This is a genomic window from Aminobacter carboxidus (genome assembly GCF_014863355.1).
Classification (GTDB): Bacteria; Pseudomonadota; Alphaproteobacteria; order Rhizobiales; family Rhizobiaceae; genus Aminobacter; species Aminobacter carboxidus.
In genome coordinates this window covers 83,974-100,766 of sequence record NZ_JACZEP010000002.1, presented here as the reverse complement: position 1 = coordinate 100,766, position 16,793 = coordinate 83,974, and the positions used below count along the sequence as shown (strand labels likewise).

At 65.5% G+C, this 16,793-nt stretch carries 18 protein-coding genes; 5 read left to right on the top strand and 13 right to left on the bottom strand.

The window, feature by feature from the left end:
- Nucleotides 1-72 precede the first annotated feature (72 nt).
- Genes IHE39_RS08070 through IHE39_RS08060 form a run of 3 tightly spaced genes read right to left on the bottom strand, consistent with a single transcriptional unit; the run spans nucleotide 73 to nucleotide 2,820 of the window.
- Complete coding sequence (locus IHE39_RS08070) at nucleotides 73-987, bottom strand: SDR family oxidoreductase (RefSeq protein WP_192566134.1); 915 nt, start codon at nucleotides 985-987, stop codon at nucleotides 73-75.
- Nucleotides 984-2,147, bottom strand: coding sequence for a tRNA epoxyqueuosine(34) reductase QueG (queG, locus tag IHE39_RS08065; RefSeq protein ID WP_184768495.1), 1,164 nt, complete (start codon nucleotides 2,145-2,147; stop codon nucleotides 984-986). Before queG ends, IHE39_RS08070 begins: the two co-directional genes overlap by 4 nt.
- Complete coding sequence (locus IHE39_RS08060; protein WP_184768496.1) at nucleotides 2,128-2,820, bottom strand: glutathione S-transferase family protein; 693 nt, start codon at nucleotides 2,818-2,820, stop codon at nucleotides 2,128-2,130. The genes queG and IHE39_RS08060 overlap by 20 nt, the downstream gene beginning before the upstream one ends.
- Nucleotides 2,821-2,980: 160 nt before the next feature.
- Between IHE39_RS08060 and IHE39_RS08055 the strand changes: the two genes are divergently transcribed.
- On the top strand, nucleotides 2,981-3,787 hold the full coding sequence (locus IHE39_RS08055) for an undecaprenyl-diphosphate phosphatase (protein ID WP_192566133.1): 807 nt from the start codon (nucleotides 2,981-2,983) through the stop codon (nucleotides 3,785-3,787).
- Between the two features lie 47 nt (nucleotides 3,788-3,834).
- Here the strand turns inward: IHE39_RS08055 and IHE39_RS08050 are convergent, their stop codons facing one another.
- From IHE39_RS08050 to IHE39_RS08040, 3 genes are all read right to left on the bottom strand, one after another.
- Complete coding sequence (locus IHE39_RS08050; RefSeq protein ID WP_192566132.1) at nucleotides 3,835-4,602, bottom strand: TSUP family transporter; 768 nt, start codon at nucleotides 4,600-4,602, stop codon at nucleotides 3,835-3,837.
- 14 nt (nucleotides 4,603-4,616) lie between these two features.
- The gene (locus tag IHE39_RS08045) at nucleotides 4,617-5,591 is read right to left on the bottom strand and encodes a complex I NDUFA9 subunit family protein (RefSeq protein WP_192566131.1); all 975 of its coding nucleotides are present in this window, start codon (nucleotides 5,589-5,591) and stop codon (nucleotides 4,617-4,619) included.
- Nucleotides 5,592-5,781: 190 nt separating this feature from the next.
- Nucleotides 5,782-6,240 carry a DoxX family protein gene (locus IHE39_RS08040; protein WP_192566130.1) on the bottom strand — a complete coding sequence of 153 codons (459 nt, stop codon included), beginning with the start codon at nucleotides 6,238-6,240 and terminating at the stop codon, nucleotides 5,782-5,784.
- A gap of 204 nt (nucleotides 6,241-6,444) precedes the next feature.
- Here IHE39_RS08040 and IHE39_RS08035 point away from each other — a divergent pair, with 204 nt between their 5' ends.
- On the top strand, nucleotides 6,445-6,642 hold the full coding sequence (locus IHE39_RS08035) for a CsbD family protein (RefSeq protein ID WP_184768501.1): 198 nt from the start codon (nucleotides 6,445-6,447) through the stop codon (nucleotides 6,640-6,642).
- Between the two features lie 227 nt (nucleotides 6,643-6,869).
- Here IHE39_RS08035 and IHE39_RS08030 read toward each other — a convergent pair whose 3' ends face one another.
- From IHE39_RS08030 to IHE39_RS08005, 6 genes are all read right to left on the bottom strand, one after another.
- The gene (locus IHE39_RS08030) at nucleotides 6,870-7,250 is read right to left on the bottom strand and encodes a hypothetical protein (RefSeq protein ID WP_067955616.1); all 381 of its coding nucleotides are present in this window, start codon (nucleotides 7,248-7,250) and stop codon (nucleotides 6,870-6,872) included.
- Between the two features lie 503 nt (nucleotides 7,251-7,753).
- A complete protein-coding gene (locus tag IHE39_RS08025; protein WP_192566129.1) occupies nucleotides 7,754-8,779 on the bottom strand; it encodes an Ldh family oxidoreductase in 1,026 nt (341 codons plus the stop codon).
- A gap of 5 nt (nucleotides 8,780-8,784) precedes the next feature.
- On the bottom strand, nucleotides 8,785-9,591 hold the full coding sequence (locus IHE39_RS08020) for an ABC transporter permease (RefSeq protein WP_184768503.1): 807 nt from the start codon (nucleotides 9,589-9,591) through the stop codon (nucleotides 8,785-8,787).
- Nucleotides 9,588-10,340, bottom strand: a complete 753-nt coding sequence (locus tag IHE39_RS08015) for an ABC transporter permease subunit (protein ID WP_192566580.1) — start codon at nucleotides 10,338-10,340, stop codon at nucleotides 9,588-9,590. Before IHE39_RS08015 ends, IHE39_RS08020 begins: the two co-directional genes overlap by 4 nt.
- Nucleotides 10,341-10,435: 95 nt before the next feature.
- Entirely contained in the window at nucleotides 10,436-11,215 is a 780-nt protein-coding gene (locus IHE39_RS08010; RefSeq protein ID WP_184768504.1) for a transporter substrate-binding domain-containing protein, read from the bottom strand.
- Between the two features lie 70 nt (nucleotides 11,216-11,285).
- Nucleotides 11,286-12,098 (bottom strand): ABC transporter ATP-binding protein, encoded by an 813-nt coding sequence (locus IHE39_RS08005; protein ID WP_192566128.1) that lies wholly within the window; start codon nucleotides 12,096-12,098, stop codon nucleotides 11,286-11,288.
- Nucleotides 12,099-12,332: 234 nt separating this feature from the next.
- Between IHE39_RS08005 and IHE39_RS08000 the strand changes: the two genes are divergently transcribed.
- The 3 genes from IHE39_RS08000 to IHE39_RS07990 all read left to right on the top strand — a co-directional run bounded on the left by IHE39_RS08000 (nucleotide 12,333) and on the right by IHE39_RS07990 (nucleotide 15,379).
- A complete protein-coding gene (locus IHE39_RS08000) occupies nucleotides 12,333-12,980 on the top strand; it encodes a TetR family transcriptional regulator C-terminal domain-containing protein (RefSeq protein ID WP_192566127.1) in 648 nt (215 codons plus the stop codon).
- Nucleotides 12,977-14,554, top strand: a complete 1,578-nt coding sequence (locus IHE39_RS07995; protein WP_192566126.1) for a 5-guanidino-2-oxopentanoate decarboxylase — start codon at nucleotides 12,977-12,979, stop codon at nucleotides 14,552-14,554. Before IHE39_RS08000 ends, IHE39_RS07995 begins: the two co-directional genes overlap by 4 nt.
- A 117-nt stretch (nucleotides 14,555-14,671) precedes the next feature.
- Nucleotides 14,672-15,379 carry an SDR family NAD(P)-dependent oxidoreductase gene (locus IHE39_RS07990; RefSeq protein ID WP_192566125.1) on the top strand — a complete coding sequence of 236 codons (708 nt, stop codon included), beginning with the start codon at nucleotides 14,672-14,674 and terminating at the stop codon, nucleotides 15,377-15,379.
- A 59-nt stretch (nucleotides 15,380-15,438) separates the two neighbouring features.
- Here the strand turns inward: IHE39_RS07990 and IHE39_RS07985 are convergent, their stop codons facing one another.
- A complete protein-coding gene (locus IHE39_RS07985) occupies nucleotides 15,439-16,581 on the bottom strand; it encodes an alpha/beta hydrolase (protein WP_184768509.1) in 1,143 nt (380 codons plus the stop codon).
- Nucleotides 16,582-16,793 lie beyond the last annotated feature (212 nt).

The window sequence follows — 16,793 nt, the reverse complement described above, 5'->3', positions numbered from 1 at the left end:
TCTGTCTCTTGGTGGCAGCAGCATGATCCCGAAAACCGGTTGCCACTTTCCGGGATCATGCTCTGCCTCGGCTCAGCCCTGCCTGATCGGGCTGCGCCTGTCGCCTTCGCCTTCGCCGCGCCAAGTGCCGTGCGCCCACATGCTGTCCAGCGCCTTGCGATAGTCGGGCATGCCGAACGTGAAGCCGAGCGCCTTGATCGCGGTATTGGCGACCCGTTTGTTTTCGCCATAAAAGGACCGCGCCATGGGCGAAAGTTGGGCGGTCTCGAAAGGAATTTCGGGCGGCGGCGCAACACCCATCTTTTCGGCCGCATAGGCGACAACGTCCTGCGGCGGCGCCGGCTCGTCGTCGGTGATGTTGAAGACCCCGCCATAGTCGCCCTCGGCGAGGAACCACAGAGCGCCTGATATGTCTTGGACATGGATGCGGTTGAACACCTGGTCCTTCTTGACCAGCCGCTTGGCGGTGCCGTTTTCGAGATTGACGAAGGCGTTGCGGCCCGGGCCGTAGATGCCCGACAGGCGCAGGATCGCAACCGGGCGAGCGATCTGTTCGCCAAGCTCGTGCCAGGCCTGCTCGGCGGCGAGCCGCATCGAGGAACGGCCCGGTTTCGGCCGGCATGTGGCGGTCTCGTCGATCCAGGCGCCGCCATGGTCACCATAGACGCCGACGGTCGAGAGATAGCCGATCCAGCGCAGCTGCGGCATGCCGTGGATGATCGCCTCACGGGCGGCATTGAGCACCGGGTCGCCATCGTCGCCGGGCCCGGCTGAGACGACGAGATGGGTGGTCGCGGCCAGTTTGGCCCTGATCTTAGGCGTCAGATGTCCATCGAAGACGAAGGGCTCGATGCCGGCGGCTTCGAGGCCGGCGACCTTTTCCGCCGAGCGCGTCGTGCCGGCAATGCCAACGCCCTCGGGGCGTTGACGTGCGAAAGCCTTGCCGGAATAGCCGGCGCCGAAAATGAAGAAATTCTGCTCGGTCATGCCTGCGTCCGCGATGGTTCGACTTGGGTGAGCGCGGCCTGCCACTCCGCGATCACGTCCTGTTCGGTTTCGACCTTCAGCGCCTGTTGCGCAAGAGCCGAAAATGCCTCAGTGCCCGCCAGCCGAGACATGGCCCAGACGGCAGCACCCCGGACCAGCGGCGAGGCGTCCGAGAGCAGCACTCCGCAGGGTTCGGTCAGCGTGGTGTCGGCGGAATTGCCCGCGGCGACCAGCACGTTGCGGATAAAGCGGTCGCGGCCGATGCGCTTGACCGGCGAACCGGAGAAGAAGGTGCGGAAGGTCGCGTCGTCGAGCGAAAGCAGTTCGGCGAGGCGTGGTTCGCGCAGGTCGTCGCGGGCAGCCAGCTTCTGCTCCGATGCCGCCTGGGCGAACTTGTTCCATGGGCAGGCGGCGAGGCAGTCGTCGCAGCCATAGATGCGGTTGCCGATCTTTGGGCGGAATTCGAGCGGGATCGGACCCTTGTTCTCAATGGTCAGGTAGGAGATGCAGCGCCGGGCATCGAGCCGGTAGGGGGCAGGAAAAGCGTCGGTCGGGCAGGCGTCGAGGCAGGCGCGGCAGGAGCCGCAATGGTCGATCTCAGTGTCGTCGGGTGCGATTTCGGCGGTGGTGAAGATGGTGCCGAGGAACAGCCAGGAGCCGAACTCGCGGCTGACCAGGTTGGTATGCTTGCCTTGCCAGCCGAGACCGGCAGCCTCGGCCAAGGGCTTCTCCATCACGGGTGCCGTGTCGACGAACACCTTCACGTCGCCGCCGGCACGGGCGACGATCTTGCCGGCGATCTCCTTCAGCCGACCCTTCATGACATCGTGATAGTCGCGGTTGCGGGCGTAGACTGAGATCGCGGCGCGGTCGGGCCGGGCCTGGAGCGCGCGTGGGTCGCAGTCGGGGCCATAGTTCATGGCGAGCACGACGATCGAGCGCACCTCTGGCCAAAGGGCGGAGGGCTCGCTGCGCCGCTCCAGCGTTTCGGCCATCCAGGCCATGGAACCGTGCAGGCCTTCATCGACGAACTGGGCGAGGCGGGCGGGAGCGAGCGGGATCGCGTCGGGGCGTGTGACGGCGACGGCGGCAAAGCCGGCGCGGCTGGCTTCGCGCTCGATCAGCTGGCGCAGCGCGCTCTCAGAAATCGAGGTCCGCATAATGCGATGCCGGGGTCAGCCCGCGGACCCGGTCCGTGAGCAGGGGCCGGAAGGACGGGCGCGACTTGACGCGCGTGTACCATTCGCGCGCCGAGGAATATTCGCGCCAGTCGATCTCGCCGAGATAGTCGAGCACCGAAAGCGATGCTGCGGCGGCAAGGTCGGCATAGGTGATGCGCGCGCCGGCGAGCCAGTGGCGCGTGCCGGCAAGCCAGTTGGTGTACTTCATGTGCTGGCGGATGTTGGCCCGCGCGGCACGGATCGCCGCCGAATCGGGCGAACCGCCGCCGGCAGCTTCCGGCATCAGCGGCTTGAGCACGCGTTCGCGGACGAGGTGCCGGGTCACTTCGCTTTCGGTCTTGGTCAGGTACCAATCGGTCAGGCGGCGGATTTCGGCGCGTTCCATCGGGTCTTCGGCGAACAGCCGGCGCTCGCGCTTCAGCACGCCGCGGGTCTCGTCGATATATTCGGATATGATCATCGCGCCGACGATCGGCACGTCGCCCTCGGCGAGCAGGACGGGCAGTGTTCCGGCCGGATTGAGCGACAGGAACTCCTTGCGCCGCGTCCACGGCTTCTCTTCGATCAGCGCCAGCTCCTCGCCATATTCGCCGAACGCCAGACGGACGAAACGGCATGTGGCAAACATCGGGTGGTGGAAAAGCGTCAGCATGGTCCTGCGAAATTCGTGATCGATGGCGCTCTGGCGAATCGCCTGATGCGTCGCTAGAGCTTCGGGGCCCGGCTTGCCGGGCTTCTCGGGCGACCCGACCTATAGGGTGAGTTCCGCCGCATGACAAGCAATCGCGCATGAACGCCTCGCGGGGATGGGAATGGATAGCCAGACAATCATCGATGCACTGCTGCTCGGCCTGCTCGAGGGCCTGACCGAATTCATCCCCGTGTCCTCGACCGGCCATATCCTGCTCGCCGGGCATTTCCTGGGCTTCAACTCGACCGGCAAGACCTTCGAGATCCTGATCCAGCTCGGCGCGATCCTGGCGATCCTGTCGGTCTATGCCGCCAAGTTGTGGCAGATGCTGACGACGCTGCCCTCCGACCCGAAGACGCAGCGTTTCGTCGCAGGCATCCTGATCGCCTTCCTGCCGGCCGCAATCGTTGGCGCTTTGGCGCATGATTTCATCAAGACGGTGCTGTTCGAATCGCCGCGGCTGATCTGCGTCATGCTGATCCTCGGCGGCCTGGTGCTTTTGTTCCTCGACAAGCTCGACCTCAAGCCGCGCTATGGCGACGTCACCAATTTCCCGTTGTCGGTCTATCTCAAGATCGGCCTGTTCCAGTGCCTGGCGATGATCCCCGGCACCTCGCGCTCGGGCGCCACCATCGTCGGTTCGCTGCTGATGGGCGTGGAAAAGCGCGCGGCGGCCGAATTCTCGTTCTTCCTGGCAATGCCGACGATGGCTGGCGCCTTCGCCTACGACCTCTACAAGAACCGCGACATCCTTTCGGCGGCCGACCTGCCTGTCATCGGCATCGGCTTCCTTGCCGCCTTCTTCACCGCCTTGTTCGTGGTCAGGCACCTGCTCGATTATGTCTCGCGCAACGGCTACGCGCTGTTTGGCTGGTGGCGCCTGCTGGTCGGTGGCGTCGGCTTGTTCGCGCTGATGGTCTGGGGCTGAGCCTTTTTCCCTTCTCCCCGCAGAGGGGGAAGGGAAGCGTGCGCTCGTCAGCCCAGCCCCATCAGTCCGCGCCTCAGCAGATCGAGCGCCAGCACCGTGATGGCGATTTTGAACCATTTGCGGAAGCTCTCTTCCGGCATGCGTTCGAGCAGCCTGGTGCCGTAGACGGTGCCGAGATAGCCCGAGACGATCATCGCGCCGATCAGCGGCAGCCAATCCGAGAAGGCGAAGCCGGCAAGGCTGAAGACGACGATCTTGAGCCCATGCTGGGCGACCATGCCGGCGGCATGCGTTGCCACCAGCGCCTTGCGGTCATTGGCGAAGAACTGCGCAAACAGCACCGAGACCAGCGGCCCGGTGGCGCCGACAAGCATGCCGATCAGCGCGACGACGACGCTGCCGATGGCGAGCCCGGTGCGGGTCAGCTTGTCGATGCCGGGGATCTTGGCCCAGGTGATGGCGATGACGAAGGCGCCGAGCACCAGCTTGAGCCAGGCGTCGGGCAACTGGATGACGACGAAGGCGCCGATGACCGCACCGACAACGGAGCCGGCGATGAAGGGGGCGGCGACGTCCATGCGCACATTGGCGCGCTGGTGCCAGGCGCGGCCGGTGTTGGAGCCGAGCTGCACCGCGCCATGGACGGGAATGAGGGCGGCGACGGGCACGAACAGGCCCATCAGCGTCAGCATGGCGATGCCACCGCCGACGCCGAAGGCCGCGGTCAGCGCCGAGGTAAAGGCGCTGGCGACGATGAGGATGACCCCGATGAGCGGATCGAGTCCCTGGGGCAGGAGGGCGGCGAGGGCGTCCACGCGCCCTCAGCCGGTCAGGCTTCGGTCCGGCGGGTGAACTGGCCGGCGGCGCGGTAGCGCCAGAGATAGCTCGGCAGGATCGACGCGGTCGACTTCGGCGCGATGCCGACGGTTGCGATGGTGCGGCCTTCGTCGATGGCTGCCTTCGACACGACATTGTCCGAACGCAGCAGCAGGACCTGGTCCTTGGTCAAGAGCGGATTCGGCAGCATGCCGAGGATCGAGGCCTGCAGGTTGGCGATCGACCACGGCACCGGCACCAGCGTGCGCTTGCGGTCGATGACCTCGAGCATCTGTTCCATGCACTGCTTGAAGCTCAGCACCTGCGGGCCGCCGAGCTCATAGATCGAGCCACCCTTGACCTTGCCGTCGACGGCACGCGCGACCGCCTCGGCGACGTCGGCGACATAGATCGGCTGAAACCGGGTCTCGCCGCCGCCGATCAGCGGCAGCACCGGGGAGAAGCGCGCCATGTTGGCGAAGCGGTTGAAGAACTGGTCCTCGGGGCCGAAGACGATCGACGGGCGGTAGATCACCGCGTTCGGCAGCGTGTCCATAACCGCCTTTTCGCCGCGTGCCTTGGTCTGGGCGTAGAGCGATGGCGAGTTGGCATCGGCGCCAAGCGCCGAAACGTGGGTCAGCGAGGCGCCGACGGCGCGCGCTGCCTCGGCGACGGCACGGGCGCCGAATTCCTGCACCGTCGAGAAACGCTGGCGGCCGCCTTCATGCAGGATGCCGACGAGGTTGACGACGTGCGAGGCGCTCTGGACGGCGCGGTCGACCGACCAGCGCACGCGCAGATTGGCCTGCACGGGCTGGATCTGCCCGACATTGCCGAGCGGCTGCAGGTGGAAGGCGAGATCGGGCCGGCGGCAGGCGACGCGCACAAGATACCCGCGCTTGGCCAGCGCCCGCACGACATGGCGGCCAAGGAAGCCGGACCCGCCGAAAACGGTCACGAGTTGCGGGGTCTGCAGAATTTCAGTCATCGCTGGCTCCGGTCGCCAAAAGGGGCAGGGGATGTAGCGTTTCTTAGCCCGTTTCGCGAAAAAGGCAATCATCGAGCGACTGCGCGGAGCGGCCCGCGCCGATCTGGCGCGGGCATGCGGCTTGCCTTGGGAGGCAGGGTTCAAAGCATGATCGAAATCCGGTTTCCGGAAACGATCATGCGGTCACAAACTAGAACTCGCGGCCGAGGCGCGCGTCGACAGAGTGGCGGTTGCCGCCGCGGATGACGAAGAACAGGAAGATCGCCGCCCAGATGATCGACTTCTCGGCGCCCTCGTAGCCCTGGCCCATGGTGATCCAGTGGAACCATACGGTGACCAGCAGCACGAACAAGGCGGCGAAGGCGGCCGGACGCGTGAACAGGCCGATGGCGATCAGGATGCCGCCGAAGAACTCGGTGCATGACAACAGCAGCGACCAGAAGGCGCCGGGGTAGAAGCCGAGGCCTTCGACCATCCCGGCCGCGCCGAACGGGTCGGAGATCTTGCCGAGGCCGTGAATGACAAGGGCGCCGCCGGCGACGAGGCGCAGGATCGTTTCGGCGGAATCGTGGAAGTTCTGGTAAAGGCCGCGGAGCGCGGGAATGAAAAGTCGGCGGCCGGAATTTTCGGTCGTCAGGGTCAAGGACATGTCTCCGTTTGCGGGGCTATGCACGGTTGAAATATTGCAATGCACCAACGCCGCGAAGCCTGGGTCACGGTCAAGTCAACAAGGATTGATATAAAGATGATTGACAAAGTCAACTTTTAAAAATGTCGGAACCCGACCGGCGTGGGGGCGTTCATCCCCCAGTGCGGCGCTCCTGTCGTGCCAATCCCCGAAAGGAGAAAAGCAATGAATTGGAACCAGATCGAAGGCAATTGGGAGCAGTTCAAGGGCAAGGTGCAGGCCCAGTGGGGCAAGCTGACCGACGACGATCTCGACGTCATCAAGGGCAAGCGCACCGAACTCGCAGGCCGGCTCCAGGCCCGTTACGGCAAGGCGCAGGAAGAAGCCGAAAAGGACATCGACGGCTGGCTCTCGCGCCACTGAACCGTCTTTCGCAACGTGCTGCGGGCCGATCGCCCGCGCAAAGCCCCGCCGGCGCGCGGGGCTCTTTCATGTACGGTTTTTTCACTTGCGAACGCAGAAAACCCCGCGCGAAGCGGGGTTTTCCGGATGGCAGCGATGCGGGCGACCGACGCCCTGCGAGGCCGTCGCCTCGTGCTGGGGCAATGATCTGAAAGCCGGTTCAAGCCTTTCGGATCATGCCCAAGGCATCAGGAGGGTTCCCGGCAGGTCTTGCCACCCCAACCCTGTTGGCCCGACATGTTGCCACCTGCGGCCTTGCAGTCCTGGATGAACTTGGTGTTGCAATCCGGGAACTTGCTCGAGCCGTTCTTGCAGTACTTGTCTTCCGTGGCGCCGCCGTTACCCGACGATGCCTTGCCGCTCGGGCCGGACGGCTTGTCATTGTCGGGAGCATCGGAGATGTCGCCGGGACCCGAAGGGCCGTTGCCGCCGGGTGCGTCGGAGATGTCGCTCGGACCCGACGGGCGGTCGCCGCCGCCCGGGCCAGCCGAGAAGCTGGCGGCGTTGGCGCTGCCGATGGCACCGGCAAGCAGCAGGACAGCGGTCAGGATGGTGATCTTGGTCTTCATGGTCATATTCCCTTTTCGAGGTTGCGTTTCGGGGCCGCGGAAACGCTCTGGTTTCCACGTCGGAACGATCTTTCGGTTTGGGTTCCCCCCGGTTGATCGGGCGAGCTCACCTCGCCCTGGACATGACTGGGTCGCAGCGGCTGCGGGAAAGGTTCAAAGGGGGTTCGAATTATTTTCGCGGGGGTTCGTACGTGGTTCTAGACCGCAGATAATCTCATGAAGGTCACGGCATGGATCCCCGAGATCTGCGCACTCGCTGCGCTCGCGCTCCGACCCGAGGATGACGGATGCGGAGGGGCTCAGCGCCAAACGCCAACGTCTCCGACAGGCGGCACGTTCTCTGATTAGCGGGAGCGTCTCCTCCGGCCGTCATCCTCGTGCCCGTAGCGGCGTCAGCCGCGAAGGGTCACGAGGATCCATGCCGAGACGTTGAAGCCGCGCTGCGGTCCAGGCTTGCTGGTCCGGTGGTTTCGTTCTGAAAAGGGGTCGAAAACGCTCCCTGGTCAGTCTGCCTGAGGTGCGGCAAACCCCGAGATACGGGCGTGAACAGCTGATGGCACGGTGATCCCTTCCACCTCCGAACGGGCCCGGGCGGCAGCCTTGGCCGGGCCGGGGATGTGGACGTGATACTGGTCCGACAGCCGGTCGAGCTGTTCGCGCATGCGGGTTTCGAAGCCGGGGTCGAACAGTTTTGGGTCGAAGGCGACGATGAACAGCCCGGTACCGGGCGTCTGATGGCCTTCCGTGATGGACGGCGCATCGATCGACCAGTTGGCACCGGAGACACCGGCCGCAAGCACCTCGACCATCAGCGCGACATTGGCACCGCGCGCGCCGCCGAAGGCGAGCAGCACGCCCTTCATCGCCTTTTTGGAGTCGGTGGTGGGCTTGCCCTTGGCGTCGAGCGCCCAGCCCTCGGGGATGGCCTCGCCGGCTTCGGCCGCCTTGCGGACGTTGACGAAGGCGGTGGCGCTCGACGACTGGTCGATGACCAGAGGCGGCCCGTCGGCGGCGGGTGCGGCGAGCGAGATCGGGTTGGTGCAATAGACCGGCTTGGTCGAGCCAGAGCCGGCGACCAGCGCAGGGCCGTTGGTGGCGGCGAGCGCGACGAGGCCGGCCTCGGCGAGGCGGCCGGTGAAATAGCCGAGCGAGCCGCAGGTGTAGGCATTCTTTTGCGAAAAGACGGTCACGCCGAACAGCCGCGCGGCCTTGGCGATTTCATCGAAACTACGGTCGAATCCGGTGTGGGCGGCACCGCCTTGCCCGTCGGACAGGTAGATCGCCAGCGCCGGGCGGGTGACGACCGGCTCGGCCTTGCCTTTGATGCGGCCGGCCTCGAGCGCTTCGAGATAGTCGACATAATGCGACAGCCCGACGCTCGCCTGGCCATCGGCTTCCGCCGCAACGGCGGCGAGCGCGATCGAGGTCGCCATTTCCTCACTGGCGCCGGCGCCGACGGCGGCCGAGATGCAAAGCGTGCGTGCCTCGTCGAGGCTGAGCGTGACCGTTTCAGTTTCTGTCTGCGGCATGGGCTTCATCCCAGTCTGGACGGAATTTTCGCCTCCAGCTTGCGGAAGCCGAAGACGAGAATGCCGGTGATGATCAGATAGATGAGGGCGAGCAGCAATAGTGGCTCGTAGACGATGAAGGTGTCCTGGCGAACGCGCGAGGCCACCGCGTAGATGTCGATGACGGTGATGGTGGCGACAAGTGGCGTCGCCTTGAGCTGCAGCACGGTCTCGCCTGCCAGCGTCGGCAAGGCGCGATGGATCGCCTGTGGCAGCCAGATGCGGCGGAAACGCTTCCATGGGCTCATGCCGAAGGCACGCGCCGCTTCGAGTTGGCCCCTTGGCACACCGGCAAAGGCGCCGCGCATCACCTCGCCCTCATAGGCGGCATAGGACAAGGTCAGCGCCACCACGGCATAAGGCCAGGCCTGCCTCAGGATCGGCCACAGTTCGGATTGCCTGATCCACGGATATTGCGGGAACAGCGAGCCGAGGCCGTAATAGAGCAGCCACAGCTGCAGCAACAGCGGCGTGCCGCGAATGACGGTGCAGAAGGCTTTTGCCGGCCAGGCCAGCCAGAACGGACCGGCAGCCTGGGCAAGTCCGAGTGGCACGGCGAGCATGAAGCCGAGCGTCACGGTGACGACGAGGATCCAGATGGTTCGCCAGATGCCGAGCAGCGCCAGGTCGTAATATCTCGGCAGCCACTCCCAGCGCATGAACAGGGCGGCCGAAAGCACGAGTGCCGCGGCGATGGCGATCAGCACGATGCGATGCGGCTGCAGCCACTCCGAGCGGGCGGGTGCCGGCTGGGTCGAGGCGGCGGCGCTCATCGGCCGGTCTCCGCGACAGGCGGCATGCCGCGCCGGGCCCAGCGCTCGATACGGCCGATGATGACGTTGGAGAACAGCGTCAGCAGCAGATAGAGCACGCCGGCGGCAACGAAGAAGGTGAAATAGGCCTTGGTGGTGGCCCCGGCCTGGCGGGTCTCCTGGGTCAACTCGTTGAAGCCGACGACAGCAAGCAAGGCGGTGTCCTTGGTGGCGATGAGCCAGAGATTGGCAAGGCCGGGAATGGCGAAGGGCAGCATCGCCGGCAGAGTGATGCGGCGAAGCATCTTGCCCGGCGGCATGCCGTAGGCGCGCGCCGCCTCGATCTGGCCCTGTGGTATGGCCAGGATGGCGCCGCGGATGACTTCGGTGGCGTAGGCGCCCTGGACGATGCCGAGCACGCCGATGCCGGCGGCAAGGCCCGATATGTCGACGGGGGCGTAGCCCAGGCCGTCGAGGGCGCGGTTGATGAGGTCGGTGCCGGCGTAATAGAGCAGCAGGATCAGCACCAGTTCGGGCACCGCGCGCACGACGGTGGTGTAGACCTCCATCAGGTCGCGCACGATCGGACTGCCATAGAGCTTGCCCCAGGCACCCGCGATGCCGATGGCGAGACCGAGGCTGAAGGCGCCAACGGCGATCTGGACGGAATTGGCGAGCCCGCGCAGCAGGTTGGCGCCCCAGCCGGGCGGCGAAATCGCCAGCAGTTCGACGGCGCTTGTCTGCAGCAGCGGGTTCAGCAGGTGCTCGATATCTCAAGTCCTTTGCATTTCAGGTCGTTCAAGATTTCCCCCTCACCGGACACGAAGCGGCCGGTGAGGGGGTAGGCAACCTCACCTAGACCTGTTCACTTGCCGTAGATGTCGAAGTCGAAATATTTCTTGGCGATCTCGGCATATTTGCCGCTGTCGCGCAGCGACTTGATGGCGGCGTTGAACTTGTCCTTCAGTTCCGTGTCGCCCTGGCGCAGGCCGACGCCGACGCCCGGTCCGAGGATCTCGACGTCCTCGGCGACGTCGCCCTTCATGTCGCAGCAGGCCTTGCCGGCATCGGTGGCAAGAAACGTCGCCAGCGACAGCGAGTCCGCCTGCACCGCGTCGACGCGGCCGGCGGCGAGGTCGGCCTGGGCTTCGTCCTGGGTCTGGTAGATCTTGATCTCGGAGGCCACGTCGGCGAAGTGCTTCTTGGCGTAGGCCTCGTGCACCGTCGACACCTGCACGCCGATGATCTTTCCCTTCAGCCCTTCAGGGGTGGCTTCGAACTTGGCATCCTTGGAGCCGATGATGCCGGCCGGCGTGTTGTAGTACTTGTCGGAGAAATCGATCGACTTCTTGCGCTCGTCGGTGATCGACATCGAGTTGATGATGGCGTCGATCTTCTTGGAGTTGAGCGCCGGGATCAGGCCATCCCACGCTGTCATGGTGACCTCGCATTGAAGCTTGGCCTCGGTGCAGAGAGCCTCGATCATGTCCATTTCCCAGCCGCTCCATTTGCCGGAGGCGTCGGGCGAGGCGAAGGGCGGATAGGGCTCCGGCGCCATGCCGACCTTGATCGCCTGGGCGCTGGCGCTTCCGGCGCTCAAGCCGAGGACCAGGGCCAGGGCCGCTGTTGCAAGCAGTGCTTTCATGCTTTCTCTCCCGTTTTCGTTGTCTTGTCGTTCCCGTGATTTCGTCCGTCGATGTCGTCTTCGAATTGCGCTAGCCGATGCTGCGGATGAATTGCTTGAGGCGTTCCGACTTCGGTGCGCCGAAGATCAGTTCGGGCGGGCCTTCTTCCTCGACCATGCCGTTCCAGAGATAGATCACATGCGTCGCCACCTCGCGGGCGAACTTCATCTCATGCGTCACCAGCACCATGGTACGGCCTTCGCGGGCGAGGTCGCCAATCACCTTGAGCACCTCGCCGACAAGTTCGGGGTCGAGCGCCGAGGTCGGCTCGTCGAACAGCATGACGCGCGGCTGAACCGCCAGCGCGCGTGCGATCGCGGCGCGCTGCTGCTGGCCGCCGGAAAGATAGGCCGGGTAGACGTCGCGCTTTTCGGCAAGGCCGACGCGGGCGAGCAGTTTCTCGGCCTCGACGATGGCGTCCGCGCGCTTGATGCCCAGCACATGCACCGGTACCTCGATGACGTTTTCCAGTAGCGTCATGTGACTCCACAAATTGAAGCTCTGGAACACCATGCCGAGGCGCGAGCGGATGCGCTCGATCTGGCGGCGGTCGGCGGGAATGCTGTCGCCGAAACCGTTGGGCTTGAGGCGGATCTCTTCGCCATTGACCCGGATGATGCCGCTGGTCGGGTTCTCCAGGCAGTTGATGCAGCGCAGGAGCGTCGACTTGCCCGAGCCCGAGCCGCCGATGATTGCCACCACCTCGCCGTCGCGCGCCGACAGCGACACGCCCTTCAGCACATGCAGCTGGCCGAACTTCTTGTGCAGGTTCTCGACATGGATGGCTTCGGCGGCGACGCCGTTGGTCGGGGCAGGGTGATGGGCTGCATCGACCGCAGCCATCAGCGACGGCCCCGGCGTTTGAACGTTTTCCCGTCAGCTGGCAATCGGCTGCTCATGGTCGCGTCGTGATGTTCCCCTGGGCGGTGAGGATGGACCCTTCTGCCTTGCGGCGTCAACGGCACCAAGTCCCGCTTCTTATGCGCCCATTACGGCACTTGCGACGTTGTTATGCAAGTGTATAAATATTGCGAAGAGCCGGCTTCGGCGATTTTCTCTCAAGAGGCGAAGGTAGGCATGGCAGTCGCTGCGCGGAGAAAATTCCGCCGCGAAGGCGAGGAGCGCCGGCGGCAAGACCTGATCGAGGCGACGCTGGATTGCGTCGCCGAAAACGGGCTGCAGGGAGCAACGGTCAGGGCTATCGCGCTGCGCGCCGGCGTCACCGCCGGGCTGATCCGGCACTATTTCCCGGGCAAGGAAGAGCTGCTGCAGGCAGCCTACGCGACCACAATGGGGCGTATGACCGAGCTCGCCAAGACGGCACTTGCGACCGTCGAGGAAGGACCACGGCAAAGGCTCGCCGCCTTCGTTGCCGCCAGCCTCGTGCCGCCGGTCATCGACGTCAGGACCTTCTCCATCTGGGCGAGCTTCATCGGCCGGGCCGGATCGGACCCGGCGCTGGGCATGGCGCACCGTGCTGGCTATCTCGGCTTCCGTGACGAGGTCGAGGCGCTTGTCGCCGAGGTGCTGGCCGACGCCGGCCGACAGGCGAGCGCAGGCGAATTGCGCCGGCACGCCATCGCCATCAACGCGATCATCGACGGGCTGTGGGTCGAGGGCTGCCTCGCCGGCGACATGTTCGCCAATGGCGAGCTGGCCGAGATCGGCATCGGCTCGGTCGAGGCAATGCTGGGTTTGAGATTGCGGCAAGGAGACGTGTCATGACGACGATCGGCGAAGCGCTCATCGACCTGCTGGAAGCCCATGGCGTCGACACGGTGTTCGGCATTCCCGGCGTGCACACGATCGAGCTCTATCGCGGGCTGGCGCGCTCGAAAATCAGGCATGTCACGCCTCGCCACGAGCAGGGCGCCGGCTTCATGGCCGACGGTTATGCCCGCGCCTCGGGTCGACCAGGCGTGGCCTTCGTCATCACCGGGCCGGGACTGACCAACACCATCACTGCGATGGCGCAGGCGCGCGCCGATTCCGTGCCGATGCTGGTGATCTCGGGCGTCAACGCCCGCGCCACGCTCGGCAAGGGGCTGGGCTACCTGCACGAGCTGCCCGACCAACTGGGCATGATGCAGAAGGTAGCGCTGTCGTCGCGGCGGGTGACTGAGGCTGCCGAGCTGCCGGAGGCGATATCGGAGGCCTTCGAGATCTTCGCCACGCGACGGCCGGGGCCGGTGCATATCGAGATCCCGCTCGACGTCATGCCGCTGCCGGCTGCCGGCCTCAAGCCATTGGCAAGGCGCGCCGTGCCGGAGCTGGCGGATGAGGCGGCGATTGCCGAGGCGTCGCGTTTGATCCGGGCCGCAAGCCGCCCGCTGATCCTCGCCGGCGGCGGCGCGAAACGGGCGGAGGCGGAACTCAAGGCGCTGGCCGAAGCTGTCGATGCGCCTGTGGCGACCACTGCCAACGGTCGCGGACTGATGCATGGTCACCCGCTCAACGTGCCGGCGAGCCCGAGCCTCAAGGCGGTCAGGGCGCTGATGGCCGACGCCGATCTGGTCATCGCCGCCGGCACCGAGTTCGGGCCGACCGACTACGACATGTATGGCGACGGCGGCCTGGTGCTGCCGAACAACCTGATCCGCATCGACATCGACGCTGGCCAGCTGGCGCGACGGCCTGCGGCGGTTTCGGTCCGTTCGGATGCCGGTGCCGCACTCGCGCGGTTGGCAGCGGCAATGGTCGGCGGGCGAGGCTTGTGGGCAGGCGCGGCGCGGGCCAAAGCGACGCGGGAAGCTGCGTGGGCGGAGATCGGGCCAGCGATGCAGGCTCAGGTGAGGGCGGTCGAGACCATCCGCGACGCGCTGCCGGGGGCGGTCATCGTCGGCGACTCGACCCAGCCGGTCTATGCCGCCAATCTCTATTACGACCACGATAGGCCGGGCGGCTGGTTCAACGCGGCGACCGGTTATGGCGCGCTCGGCTTCGGCCCGCCGGCGGCGATCGGCGCTGCATTGGCCGTGCCGGATGCGCCTGTCGTCTGCCTCAGCGGCGATGGCGGTTTCCAGTTCACCTTGCCCGAACTCGGCGCGGCGTTCGACGCGCAAACGCCGGTCATCTTCGTTGTCTGGAACAATCGCGGCTATCGCGAGATCGAGATCTCGATGCTCGATGCCGGCGTGGAACCCGTCGGCGTGTCGCCGGTGCCGCCGGATTTCATGCTGATCGCACAGGCCTATGGGCTTGCGACGCAGCGCCTGCACGACGTCGGCGCGCTCGGCGGTGCATTGAAGAAAGCCCGCTCGACGGGAAAACCCTGTCTGATAGAACTCACCGTCGAATAGGCCGCGCGTCGCGGCCAGAGCATTTTGCAGCCGGGTGGAATCACCTGGATGCAACCGCAACAATGAGATGGAGTGGCAGTCCGGCTTCAGCCGGGCGCGCGCTCCAGGGAGTCGAGCATGACCAAGAATTTCGAGGGCCGGCACGTCGTTGTATCGGGCGCAACAGGTGCGCTGGGCGCGGCCGTTGCCAGGTATCTGCTGGCCGAGGGCGCCATGTGCCATTTGCCGATCAGCCGGAAGACGGCGCCTGATGGGTTCGAATTCTCGGGCCAAGACCGGGTGTGTATCGCCACCGGCGTGGACCTGACCGACGCCAAGGCCGTGGACGCCTTTTACGATGCCATTCCCGATCTCTGGGCCTCGATCCATTCGGCCGGCGGCTTCGACATGGGGTCGATCGACAAGGTCGATCCCGGCCAGTTCGGCCAGATGATGGACATCAACGCCAGGACCGCCTTCCTGTGCTGCCGTGCGGCAGCGCGCGGCATGATCGCCGGCAAGGCCGGCGGCCGCATCGTCAACGTCTCGGCCCGCGCCGGCATCGAGCCGCGCAAAGGCGGCGGCATGGTTGCCTATGCGGCAAGCAAGGCAGCGGTTGCGGCCTTGACCGTGGCGCTGGCGGAAGAGCTGAAGGGTGCCGACATCCTGGTCAACGCGGTGGCGCCGTCGACGCTCGACACCAAGACCAACCGCAATGACATGCCCAAGGCGGATTTTTCGAAATGGGTCAGCCTGGAAGCGGCAGCCGCGTCGATCGCGCAGCTTGCCTCGCCGGCCAATCTGGTCACCAGCGGCACTGTGGCTGAGATCTACGGACGCGCGTAAGGGCAGCACCCGAGCATTCAGGCAGTGACCGGGGTCGCCGTTGGCCGATCCCGCCGCGCCTACTGCGTCAGCAGGCCGCCATTGGGTACGCCAAGCAGCTTGGCCGGCAGGTAGATGACCAGCGAGGCCGCGCCCTTGATGACCTGGCCGCCGTCGGCGAGGATCGTTTCGGCCGGCGCGCCCTCGCCCCTTTCGGTGACGTCGTTCATCAACCCGCCTTGGGTGGTCAGGGCCATCAGCGTCGGCGAGCTGGCGAAGACGCCATGGCTGCCGCCGTCGAGATTGGATGTGTCGAGCACGGTGATGTTTTCGGCCTGGAGGGCGGCGACGTCGGCACCGGAGCCGACGCGCGGATGGCCGCCGGTCAGACCGCCCGACAGGTTGAGCGCCTTGTCGCGCTTCGACACCAGGATCATGAACGGGTTCGGCAGCTTGTCGATGTCGCGCAGCTGGCTCTGGAACACGTCGATATCGATGTCGGGTGCGGCCAGCACGAGGCCGCTGATGCGGCTGATGTATCTGTCGCGGCCGCTCAGCGACAGGCTGCGCAGCGCCTCCATCACCACATAGCTGCCCATCGAGTGGCCGACGAGAACGATGCGCTTGGCCTTGGTGCGCGCGGCGATCTCGATGGTGTCGGCAAGGCCGTCGCGGCTGTAGGCGGCGCTGTCGCGGTCATAGACGTAAAGTGGCAGCGAGCCGGCCGACGGCCAGGCGTAATGCAGGGCGACCGCCTTGACCTTGTAGTCGTGGACGATCTGGGCGTTGCGGAAGATGCTGTCAGCGAAGTTGTTGTTGTAGCCGTGGACGAAGATGAAGATCTCACGCTCGGCCTCGGGGCGCCGCATCAGGTCGGCGTCAAGGGCTGCGACGAACTGCGCCTTGTCGTCATAGGGCTGGAAGGTGCGGGCGATGAAGTTGCGTTCCGGGCTCGGGGTGCGGCTCGTGCTTTCGACCTCGCCGGCGACATGCGTCTTGGGGATGCCGATTTCGAACTTGGCGAAGTTGAGCTGCTTGGCGCGTTCCGCCGAATAGGGCAGCGACAGGTCGTTCGACCGGGCGCGCATTGTCGAGACGTAGATCTGCACAAGGGAAGCGGATTCGCCCTGCTTGCCGTCATTGAGGCCGAGCACGGCGCGGCCGCCACAGCCGGACAGCACCAGCATCACGAAAAAGACGGTCAGAAAACGCAAACTGGGCATGGGCAGGCTCTGAACGCGGGCAGCAGGTTCGCGATTAATGAGCAGCAATTCCCCGTTACGGCAACCTTGGACAAGCCGATCGTGCCCGGCCCGGAAGCATTCGGATGTGGCGTGAAGCATTCCGGCATCACTTCGGGCCTGCCGGCGCAAGTCGCCAAAGAAAAACCCCGCCGGATCGCTCCGGCGGGGTCTTTCAATTCACGACAGCGAGC